Annotated in this window: 8 protein-coding genes, 2 tRNA genes and 1 rRNA gene; 1 reads left to right on the plus strand and 10 read right to left on the minus strand. The window is 51.0% G+C overall.

Translation table 11 applies throughout. The features are described 5' to 3' along the window. Nucleotides 1-77: 77 nt before the first annotated feature. The 7 genes from ACO0LL_RS17030 to ACO0LL_RS17060 form a co-directional block, all read right to left on the minus strand. Entirely contained in the window at nt 78-2,480 is a 2,403-nt protein-coding gene (locus ACO0LL_RS17030) for a TonB-dependent receptor plug domain-containing protein (protein ID WP_422952040.1), read from the minus strand. 164 nt (nt 2,481-2,644) lie between these two features. Next, nucleotides 2,645-3,451 carry a helical backbone metal receptor gene (locus ACO0LL_RS17035; RefSeq protein WP_422952041.1) on the minus strand — a complete coding sequence of 269 codons (807 nt, stop codon included), beginning with the start codon at nt 3,449-3,451 and terminating at the stop codon, nt 2,645-2,647. Further along, nucleotides 3,448-4,230, minus strand: coding sequence for an SDR family oxidoreductase (locus tag ACO0LL_RS17040; protein WP_422952042.1), 783 nt, complete (start codon nt 4,228-4,230; stop codon nt 3,448-3,450). The genes ACO0LL_RS17035 and ACO0LL_RS17040 overlap by 4 nt, the downstream gene beginning before the upstream one ends. 56 nt (nt 4,231-4,286) lie before the next feature. Then, a complete protein-coding gene (locus tag ACO0LL_RS17045; protein WP_422952043.1) occupies nt 4,287-5,039 on the minus strand; it encodes a thiol:disulfide interchange protein DsbA/DsbL in 753 nt (250 codons plus the stop codon). A 72-nt stretch (nt 5,040-5,111) separates the two neighbouring features. Beyond that, complete coding sequence (locus ACO0LL_RS17050; RefSeq protein WP_422952044.1) at nt 5,112-5,750, minus strand: SPOR domain-containing protein; 639 nt, start codon at nt 5,748-5,750, stop codon at nt 5,112-5,114. 41 nt (nt 5,751-5,791) lie between these two features. Further along, complete coding sequence (gene argS / locus ACO0LL_RS17055; RefSeq protein WP_422952045.1) at nt 5,792-7,504, minus strand: arginine--tRNA ligase; 1,713 nt, start codon at nt 7,502-7,504, stop codon at nt 5,792-5,794. Between the two features lie 158 nt (nt 7,505-7,662). Beyond that, a complete protein-coding gene (locus ACO0LL_RS17060) occupies nt 7,663-8,193 on the minus strand; it encodes a DUF6622 family protein (RefSeq protein ID WP_422952046.1) in 531 nt (176 codons plus the stop codon). A gap of 207 nt (nt 8,194-8,400) precedes the next feature. Here ACO0LL_RS17060 and ACO0LL_RS17065 point away from each other — a divergent pair, with 207 nt between their 5' ends. Continuing rightward, nucleotides 8,401-9,309 (plus strand): recombination-associated protein RdgC, encoded by a 909-nt coding sequence (locus tag ACO0LL_RS17065; RefSeq protein WP_422952047.1) that lies wholly within the window; start codon nt 8,401-8,403, stop codon nt 9,307-9,309. A gap of 613 nt (nt 9,310-9,922) precedes the next feature. Here the strand turns inward: ACO0LL_RS17065 and ACO0LL_RS17070 are convergent. The 3 genes from ACO0LL_RS17070 to rrf all read right to left on the minus strand — a co-directional run. Beyond that, a tRNA-Asp gene (locus ACO0LL_RS17070) sits at nt 9,923-9,999 on the minus strand. 32 nt (nt 10,000-10,031) lie between these two features. Beyond that, nucleotides 10,032-10,107, minus strand: a tRNA-Val gene (locus ACO0LL_RS17075). Between the two features lie 200 nt (nt 10,108-10,307). After that, nucleotides 10,308-10,415 (minus strand): 5S ribosomal RNA (rrf, locus tag ACO0LL_RS17080); the annotation flags it as partial.

A 10,415-nucleotide genomic window follows, 5' to 3' on the forward strand; every position in this document is an offset into this window, starting at 1 on the left:
TCATTAAAAACCGGCCTGACATTTGCATGCAGGCCGGTTTTTTGATGGGCAAGATTACACCCAAGCTGGGATCTGGATCAGAACTTCTTCCAGAGTTTCAGGAAGTAAGAAGCACCACCGAGACCAAACTGTACGCTGTCATAGTAGAAACCATTATCGGTTTCATTCGGATCCTGACGGGTAGGTTTGACGTTGAATACATTATTACCGCCTATGGTCAGCTTGGTAGTGTCATTGAAAGCATAAGTCAAGGCTACGTCAGCCGAGGTTTTAGGTTCGTAATAGGCATTGGGTACGCCAGCGGCTGTGCCTGAGAAAGTACCCAGGGTTTGTGAGCCGTAATGGATGACCTTGAACTCGCCTGCCCATGGACCCTGCTCATAATTGAAGGCCAGAGTGGCTTTCATTCTTGGGCCGCCTTGCTCTATGAACAGGCGCTCACGTTCAGACAGCAAGACATCTTCATAGCCTTTCAGGGATGCCGGGGCCTGCACCTTGGTGACTTCAGTCTTGCTGTAATTCAAACCCAGATAAGTCGATAATTTACCTGCGCCCAGATTGGTTTTATGGGAAGCCGTCAAATCCAGACCCTGGGTCTTGGTATTGATGGAATTCACAAAAAACTGTGCCTGACCCACACCCAGTGCTTGCAGAGTAGTACCCAGAGCAGGGTAATTATCAGCATCAAAACGACCGGACAAGACGATGCGGTCAGCGATATCTATACGGTACAAATCGGCTGTCATGGCAAATGCACTATTCGGTTTGAAAGTCAGGCCGAATGTGTAGTTTTTCGAAGTTTCATCTTTCAGTTTAGGTATGCCTGCAGCATTCGCCACTGTGCCACCATTTGGTGCCAGCACGACGTCCATGGGCTTGCCACTGATGAAGTCAGTGAAGGTCGAAGAGAAATACACTTGTTGCAGCGATGGTGCGCGGAAGCCTGTGCTGATAGAGCCGCGCATCAGGACATCATCAGATACCTTGTAGCTACCAGCCAATTTGCCGGTCAGGGTAGAACCAAAGTCGCTATAACGCTCACCACGGACAGCTGTCTGCAGCTTGAAGAGTTTGGTGACATCGGTTTCTACATCGACATAGGCAGCGACACTGTTCCTGTTTTTGTCAGTACGGTCACCAGGCTGGAAGCCGGGGAAACCCTGGCTACCGGCATTACCACCAAAACCCAGGCCATCGACGTCATTGTATGAACCTGGCTCACCGGGAGTGATCTTGTAGTTTTCACGGCGGTATTCAGCACCGAAGGCAACGTTGACACCATTCATGAAGCCATCAAAGAAGCGGCTGAAGTCCAGATTGGTGGTCGCTTGGGAGAAAGAAAAACCACCGGCATCAAAACGGCTGGGGCTGATACCCTTGCCACCGGCCAGCAAGTCCTTGTTGGCAATCGAGGCATTGATAGTATTGCTGACGTTGTACTTGAGTTCATTGAAACCATAGGTTTGCGACAGGTCGGCACGCCATTCGCCGATATCCCATTTATAACCTACGGTGCCGTAGATATCATTGATGTCGCCATTGATATAAGGCACGAAACCATTCGGATACATGGCAGCAGAATTGCGCGAAGGGATGTCATCAGAACCTATACCACCGCGGGCAAACGCGGCAGAAGATGCCTTGCGTTGTTGTGTACCCAGGGTGAAATACAGTTTGTCATTGCCGCCGTTGGGTACTTCACCATTCAAATAAACCGTAGGACCTGTGACCTTGGTGTCGCCAATAGTACGTGGGTTGCCTGGGTCGGCACGATTCGAGCGACCACGGTCGGTGTATTCCACCGTGATACCCAGTACGCCTTTTTCACCAAGGGCAATACCGCAATAGGCGGATGGCAGATAATTTTTACCATCGCCGACAGAGTACTGGCTATAACCAAAACTGGCTTCGCAACCAAGATTTTTCTTGAGAGTGATGTCCATGACACCGGCAATCGCGTCCGAGCCATACTGGGCGGCTGCACCATCGCGCAAGACTTGCACATTGCTGATCGCCATGACGGGTATCGCATTCAGGTCAGTACCGGTATTACCACGGTTGCGCGCGCCAAACAGGTTCACCAGCGATACCGTGTGGCGACGCTTGCCATTCACCAGCACCAGGGTCTGGTCTGAACCCAGACCACGCAGGGCCGCAGAATCCACCAGATCGGCACCATCAGCACCGGTCTGGCGGGTGGAATTGAAAGAAGGTGAGATATTGGCCAAGGTCTGTGCCAGATCAAACTGACCACCCTGCTCTGCAGCTTTGGATACCGAAATAAAATCGACAGGCAGTGGCGTATTGGTAGCGCTGGTATTGGCACGGCGCGAACCAACGATGGTCATGGTTTGTATCGGTGCTTCGGGAGCTTTTTCTGCTGCGGGAGCAGTTTGCGCACTCACCATGGCGGGAGTGAAAACAGTTGCTGCACTTGCACCATACAGGGCAAGTAAAATCGCTTTGCGCATCTTACTCATAACAAACTTCTCCAAGAATATATAGAAAACCTTAACTGGTATGCCCAGAAGTATGGTTGTCGACATATTAGAGTGTCAATTATTGTGCTATGCAGTGTGGCATTTTTGTGTAAATTGTATAGACGTATTTCGAATTTGGGGCTGATACGCAGAATTGCATAACCTTATTGCGCAGACAATTGCTTCAGGTATTGCAAACCTGCAATTGCCCTGCTGCCATACCATGACAGCATTTCACCATCGACCAGTTGTACTTGCAGGCCCAACTGCTTCTCCAGCGCATCGACATGGCTTTCAGTAAAGCGATAGGGTTCGGTAGAAAGCAAAACCCTGTCGATGGGATGCTGCATTGCACTAGCCCACTGAAAACCTGGGTAACGCAAGATGCTGTTGGGTGGCGACCAGGTTTGCCAGCCTATCAGTCCCAGCATGGCGGCGATGTAGGTGTCGCGGCTGACTGTCATCCACGGGTCTTGCCAGATACAGTAGATGACTTGCTGAGAGCTGGCCGGAGCAGGGTCCAGGGCAGCATAGGCGGCTTCAAACTGGCTGCACAACTCCTGCGCCCTTTGCTGCGCACCAAATATGCCGCCCAGCAATTGATACAAGGCCAGATTGTCGCGTGGCACCAGTGGGTGGGTGACGATGACATGGGGAATGAATTTTGCCAGCGCTTCTACTGTTGGTTTTTCATTTTCATCAATATTGACGATGAGGTGGGTAGGTGCCAGCTTGCGGATTTTTTCTATATTCACATCCTTGGTTCCACCTATCTTGGGGATAGTTTGCACTACAGACTTGGGGTGTATGCAAAAACCGGTGCGGCCAACCAGATAAGACGACAGCCCCAGCTCGCAAACCAGTTCAGTGATGGAAGGCACCAGGCTGACGATGCGCGGCTCAGCCACAGCCTCGGCATTGACCAGGTAAGGCTGATGCACGGTACCTAGCGCATCAATCAACATGCTCATGTCTGATCTGCGGCACGCGGTTTGCGGCGCGCCCGGGCAAACACTGCGTCGTACAGCCAGTTCGGCAAGATGCGCATTACCTTGGCGACCACACCCATTTGCCAGGGGATCACGCGGTAAGTGTTACCTGCATCAATGGTCCCTAGTGCAGAGGCGCAAAAAGCCTTGACCGGCATCAGGAAAGGCATGGGGTAAGGGTTGCCCTTGGTCATGGGCGTATCGATATAGCCCGGCGCAATCGTCACGACGCGTATGCCACTGTCACGTAATTCTACCCGCAGCGATTCGCAATAACTGATGACCGCAGCCTTGGATGCGCAATATGCTCCCGCACCCGGCAAGCCACGTATGCCAGCGACACTACCTATGCCAACCAGGCGGCAATCAACATTGTGCGCATAAGTTTTCATGGCATTGATGAAAGGTGAAAAAGTCGCCACTGTTGCTATCAGATTGGTTTGCAGTACGCTGTCAAACACCTTGATGTCACTAGCATATTCGCTGAGCGTGCCAACTGAAATGCCGGCATTGGCGATGACGATATTAACTTGCCCAACGGCTTGCATGAAATCATTGGCAGCCTTTGTCAGGGCCTCATGATCGGTGACATCCACCGCATAGATATGATGCTGGCCGGGATTGGGCAGGCTCTGCCGCAGTTCTTCCAGCACTTCCTGGCGGCGTGCCAGCAAGCCCAGGGTAACGCCTTGCTCGGCATACGCTCTGGCAAGCGCGGCACCTATGCCAGAAGATGCACCAGTGATGAAGACTGTTTTCATGATATCCAATGAAAAAGTCCGCCGGGATGGCGGACTATCTGTAACTCTATTGCTACTTATTTCTTTTTGGGCGCTGCCTTGGCCGAAGCCGCTGAACTGGCTGAGGCCGCAGCAGGTGCCGCTGCTGGTGCACCACTCTTCTCTTTTTGTATCTTGGCGATCAGACTATCAAGCACCTGTATGACTGCGTGGTTCTGTATGTCTTCTGTCACCCTGGTCATGGTCGAAACTGCCAGCACTGGTGAAGTCACAAAGCGGCCATCAATGGCAATCGACGGTACACCGTCAATCTGGTAGGCATTTGCCAGTTGGGTGGCACGGCTGAGCTTGCTGGTGATAGAGAAAGAATTGTAGATATCAGAGAATTTTTGCTTGTCCAGACCGGACTTGGCAACGAATTCCATGATGTTGGCATCTGTTTGCAAGCGGTTGTGGTCAACGTGGAAAGCGTTGAAAGCTTTCATGTGGTATTCATCAGCTTTGCCCATGGCTTCCATGGTGAAGTAGAGTTTTTGCTGTGGTACCAGATCATGGAAATTCACGTGGATGCGCTTGAAGGAGATATTGTCGCCCTGCTTCTTCACCCATTCTGCCAGCAAAGGTTCCAGCGCATAGCAATGCGGGCAAAAATAGCCAAAGAATTCAATGACTTCAATTTTCTTGCCACTGTCAACAGGCTGAGGGCGTTTCAAGACCTGATATTCAACACCAGGCTGAGGTGCGGTCGGGCTGGCATTGACGACACCAACCACGAGAGACAGGCTAGCCAGCATGAACATGCGGCGTTTGATTTGTCTGAAGAATTGCATAACGTTTCCTTTATAAATCACTTTTTGTACGCTTATTACACGCTCATTGCACGTTGATTACTTACCGGTCTGTTATTTGACTGTGCGAACCACGGCAACATCCACACTATTCTCTGACAAGCGGGCACGGGTACGGTTCATTGTTTCGAGTTGCGCATACGGGCCAAGACGAACATGGTACATGGTGCCGGCGTCTGAATTTTTTTCCACAATACGAGCTTCAAAACCGATCAGTGCGAGCTTGGCGCGGCTGTTTTCTGCTGCCACCTGCTCCTTAAACGCACCAACCTGCAAAAAGTAAATATATTTTTCGTCTGCATTGTCGGCCTTGGCAGCAGCGGCAGCTTCTGCCCTCTCCGCTTTTTCGGCGGCTTTTTCTGCTGCCGTTTTTTCTGGCGGTTTGACTTCTACGGGTTTAACTGGCGGCGCTACTGTTTCTGCCGGTTTGCTGGCAGTCAGTTCCTTATTGGCTTCTTTGGCAGCATCCTTGTTGCCATACAGAGGCTTGTTAGGGTCCTGCAACTGCGTCAGGGGAATATCCGCCTTGTCCGATTTACCATTTTTATTGGTGAATGGCGTCGATGACTTGGTAATCACCATGGCCACGCCCACTGCAATAGCCAGACCGATTACCAGGCCGATGATGATGCCAGTCAGGGTACTGCCGCGCTGGCTATTCTTTTGTTTTGGGGCGTTCTGTTGAGATTTCATGCGTCTCCGACGTGTTTTGTTAGCTTGATGAGGCAATAAATTTACATTTGTGTTGGTGCTGAAACACCGATCAGTGCCAGACCATTGCGCAAGACCTGACGGGTTGCCAGTACCAGTGCCAGTCTGGCCAGCTTGATGGCTTCATCTTCAACCAGGACTTTTTCGGCGAAATAATAACTGTGCAATTCACCAGCCAGTTCGCGCAAGTAAAACGCCACCTGATGCGGCCCCAGTTCGTCGAGTGCTTTTTCAAGAACCTCTGGGTATTCTGCCAACTTCGTCAGCAAACTGGCTTCACTTGGTGCTGTCAGCGGCGACAAATCAACGGAAGTGAACGCTCCATAGGCTGTTTCGTCAGTGGAGAATTGTTCCAGCATGCGACAAATCCGTGCATGGGCATATTGCACATAAAATACCGGGTTTTGTTCAGAGCGTGCCAGAGCGACATCGACATCGAACACAAATTCTGTATCCGCCTTGCGCGAAATCAGGAAAAAGCGCACGGCATCACGGCCACGCTGCTCATCGCCACCACCTGACCATTCGATCAGGTCGCGCACGGTCACATAAGAACCGGCACGCTTGGAGATCTTGACCTCGGCACCATCCTTCATGACGGTCACCATCTTATGCAGGATGTAGTCAGGATAGCCTTGCGGTATGCCTACATTCAAAGCCTGCAGACCGCCACGTACCCGGGCTATGGTGCCATGATGGTCACTGCCCTGGATATTAATAGCCTTGCGGTAACCACGTTCCCATTTGGTGACGTGATAGGCCACGTCCGGCACGAAATAGGTGTAAGTACCATCTGACTTTTTCATGACGCGGTCTTTGTCGTCACCATAGTCGGTCGTACGCAACCACAGCGCGCCTTCCTGCTCATAGGTTTTGCCTGCGGCTTTCAGGGCGGCAACTGTGGTCTCGACCTTGTTGTCTTTGTACAGCGAAGTTTCAAGATAGTAATTATCGAACCTGACGCCAAAGGCCAGCAAGTCTGCATCTTGTTCACGGCGCAGATAGGTCACGCTGAAATGGCGTACGGATTCGATATCATCGACATCACCACTGGCTGTGACAGGTGCACAATCGCCCGCAGAGACTGTCTTTTTCGCCAAAAAGTCTTGTGCAATATCGGCAATATAGTCGCCGTTATAGGCAGACTCTGGCCAGCCAGCCTCACCAGGTGCAAAGCCTTTGGCGCGCGCCTGTACTGACAAAGCCAGATTATTGATCTGTACACCGGCGTCGTTATAGTAAAACTCGCGGCTGACATCGTAGCCCTGCGCATCCAGCAAGGCAGACAGGGCATCACCCAATGCGCCCTGGCGGCCATGGCCTACGTGCAGAGGGCCAGTAGGGTTGGCAGAAACAAATTCGACCACCACTTTTTCACCAGCACCACGCTGGCTTTTGCCAAATTCTGCGCCTTTTTGCAATACTGTCGTGACCACTGCCTGCTTGGCCGCAGCAGCAAGACGGATATTGATAAAGCCAGGACCAGCGATTTCCACACTGGCAACCAGCGGACTATCTTGTGCTTCTACTGCTGCAACGATGGCCTGTGCCAGTTCGCGTGGATTCTTGCGCAACGGTTTGGCGATCTGCATGGCGATATTGCAAGCTGCATCACCATGGGAAGGATCACGCGGGCGCTCCAGTGCTATCGTGGGCTTGAGCTCGGAACCGGCCAAGATAGGTTCAACCGCATTCTGGAATAGTTTCAGTAATTCTTGTTTTTGTTCAGCTAGCATGGCACGCAATTTTTATTGTATTTTGACAATAAATAAAATAAGGACAGGGGACATTATACTGTCTCACCCTGCCCCTGTCTGAGATGCCGCAAGCGAATCTTGCATCTTCTTGTTACGAATTACTACTCATCCTCCTGCTTTTGCTAGCCGATTGCGTTTTAAACCGTAGCAGAGCGGGTAAATACTGTGCTGGAAGACATTGCTTGTTTGTACATGATCAGGACGCGCAGCATTTTGCCAAGGAACAAACCGTTGAACAGGCCGAACAATGCAGTGCTGATAACAGCGAACAACATGTTGCTATGCAGGAAAGGATTTACGTGCAAAGCCACATTGACAACATACTTCATGACAAAGATGGACATCATCATGACCAGCGGGCCCCAGCTACCACGGTAAAACACGGTGCCTTTGTCAGCCAGGATACGCACGTTCTTGTCGCTGACCATATTCCAGGACACTGCCGCACCGGCTGTCATCGTTGCCAGCCACGCTGCCAGTACCAGAGGATCAGCACCGAAACCGGACAATATGCCTTGCACCGACAAGGCCAGCATGACCAGAGGAATGATGACCACTGCCCTGACTGTCAGTTCGCGATCAACACTTGCTTTGATGCCGCGAAATGCCAGAAAGCCCAGAATTGCCCATACATACATTGGTGTGCCGCTGATGATTTGGTTCAACATGATGATCTCCTTGAATACTGTTTAGTGGGGTTTAGCGTTATTTCGCTGGTTTGTTTTGCTGCGATGTAAGAAGTATTGCAAAGCTGAACTGCTATGTATGCCAGAAAGCGACGAAGCGTTAGTTCTCGCCGCGAAAGAGGTGTTTTTGGTCGTGAGTGGCCCAGCGCAGACGTGTAGAATGCTAGGTTTTCTTCGTCTGGATACGCTATGTGGTTCAAGAATCTGCAAGTTTTTCGTCTGACAACTCCCTGGAAGATCACTGCCGAGGAGTTGCATGCCCAATTGTCACGCATTGCGTTTTCACAATGTGCTTCGAATGAGATGCAAAGCCAGGGCTGGGCACCGCCACGCAATAATGACCAACTGGTACATAGCGTCAATCAACAATTCCTGATTTCGCTGGCAACAGAAAAGAAATTGCTGCCCTCCAGCGTCATCAACCAGGTCACCAAGGCACGCGCGCTGGAAATAGAAGAAGAACAAGGTTTCGCACCTGGCCGCAAAGCCATGAAAGACCTGAAAGAACGCATCACTGAAGAATTGTTGCCACGCGCCTTTGGCGTCAAGCGCAATACCAATGTGTGGATAGACCCGGTGAACCGCTGGCTGGTTATCGATGCATCCAGCCCATCCAAGGCTGATGAAGTCATCAAGCTTTTGCTGAAATGCTGCGACAAGCTGCCACTCGAAGGCTTGCGTACCAAGACTTCACCACAAGCAGCCATGACAGGCTGGCTGGCTGGCAATGAAGCGCCGAAGGGCTTCACCATTGACCAGGATACCGAACTCAAGTCTTCTACCGAAGACAAGGCTACTGTGCGCTACGTACGCTACACGCTGGAACCGGACGATATCCAGAAGCATATTACCGCTGGCAAACAATGCACCAAGCTGGCGCTGACCTGGGATGACAAAGTCAGCTTTGTCCTGACCGACACATTGACAATCAAGCGCATCAAACCGCTGGATGTGCTTGATGAAAGCAAGGACAAGGGTAGTAATGAAGAAGAACGCTTTGATGCAGACTTTGTACTGATGACTGCCGAGCTGGCCAGTTTGCTCAGCGATGTGGTGTTTGCTTTAGATGGTGAGATGGATAGCGCTCAGGCTGCTTGATGATCTGACGCCTTTTGTCCCGGAAACCCCTGCTCAAGTAATTGGGCGGGGGTTTTGTTTTGTGCGCAGCATTTACTATAGGCCGAAGACCTATCAATACAGAGGTACGGGGGCAGGAAAAACTGCTTGCAAGCAGACTTCGTTACTCAAATAAACGGAAATAGAACGACACGTGCTCTCTGCTTTTACTATGTTGTTTGGGTTACTTATTTTATTTCTAGATCGCAGCGCTTCCTCGCTGTAGTAGGGTGCGCCGTGCGCACCGTTTTACCATCGCTCAATCGGTCTCTTAGTCACGCCACACGGCGCATTAACCAAGGACTCCAGGCTCCAGCCTGCGCTGGAGCGACGAAGTTTCGGCTAATTCTTTCATAACCTGACGGCTGGCTACTAGCATCCCCATTACTGTTGATGAAGTATTGGAGTAGTTCAAGCCCTTGCATTGGTATGCCGATATTCAACATAAAAACTAAAACCGGCGCTCTACTGAGGCAGGAGGCTACCGTGCAGGCGCTTGCAGCGGCGTTCGTGGATCAAGGTAGATCCTTGCCTGGACTGGAGGAAAATGCAGACGAAAAAAAAGACAAGCATCGCTTGTCTTTTTTCTTGAAACTGGCGGAGCGGACGGGGCTCGAACCCGCGACCCCCGGCGTGACAGGCCGGTATTCTAACCAACTGAACTACCACTCCGAAACTACTTAACCGTTCTTGCTGTTTATCTGTGGTGGGTGCTGAGAGGCTCGAACTCCCGACCTACGCCTTGTAAGGGCGCCGCTCTACCAACTGAGCTAAGCACCCATATTCTTGCCTAGTCAGATAAACTTGATGTGTGTCACCACATCAACAGAAGCGAAATTATACTTCACAATCATGCTTCTTGTCTAGTCTTTTCATCTGTTATTTCGCTAATTTCTGCGAAACCACTTACAAAATCGACTATTCTCACTTAAAAGCAAAACCCCCACTCAATTAAATGAGCGGGGGTATGCGGAATAAAAGCCTGACGATAACCTACTTTCACACTGGTTGCAGCACTATCATTGGCGCGTAATCGTTTCACGGTCCTGTTCGGGATGGGAAGGGGTGGTACCGATTAGCTATGGTCA

The sequence above is a fragment of the Undibacterium sp. TC4M20W genome, assembly GCF_049340245.1.
Lineage (GTDB): Bacteria > Pseudomonadota > Gammaproteobacteria > Burkholderiales > Burkholderiaceae_D > Undibacterium.

What these genes read in the sequence shown, in the direction of transcription:
- ACO0LL_RS17035 (WP_422952041.1), bottom strand. Translation starts at nt 3,451, where the DNA reads ATGAGCATGTTGATTGATGCGCTAGGTACCGTGCATCAGCCTTACCTG.
- ACO0LL_RS17050 (WP_422952044.1), bottom strand. Translation starts at nt 5,750, where the DNA reads ATGAAATCTCAACAGAACGCCCCAAAACAAAAGAATAGCCAGCGCGGC.
- ACO0LL_RS17060 (WP_422952046.1), bottom strand. Translation starts at nt 8,193, where the DNA reads ATGTTGAACCAAATCATCAGCGGCACACCAATGTATGTATGGGCAATT.
- ACO0LL_RS17045 (WP_422952043.1), bottom strand. Translation starts at nt 5,039, where the DNA reads ATGCAATTCTTCAGACAAATCAAACGCCGCATGTTCATGCTGGCTAGC.
- ACO0LL_RS17030 (WP_422952040.1), bottom strand. Translation starts at nt 2,480, where the DNA reads ATGAGTAAGATGCGCAAAGCGATTTTACTTGCCCTGTATGGTGCAAGT.
- ACO0LL_RS17040 (WP_422952042.1), bottom strand. Translation starts at nt 4,230, where the DNA reads ATGAAAACAGTCTTCATCACTGGTGCATCTTCTGGCATAGGTGCCGCG.
- ACO0LL_RS17065 (WP_422952047.1), top strand. Translation starts at nt 8,401, where the DNA reads ATGTGGTTCAAGAATCTGCAAGTTTTTCGTCTGACAACTCCCTGGAAG.
- argS (WP_422952045.1), bottom strand. Translation starts at nt 7,504, where the DNA reads ATGCTAGCTGAACAAAAACAAGAATTACTGAAACTATTCCAGAATGCG.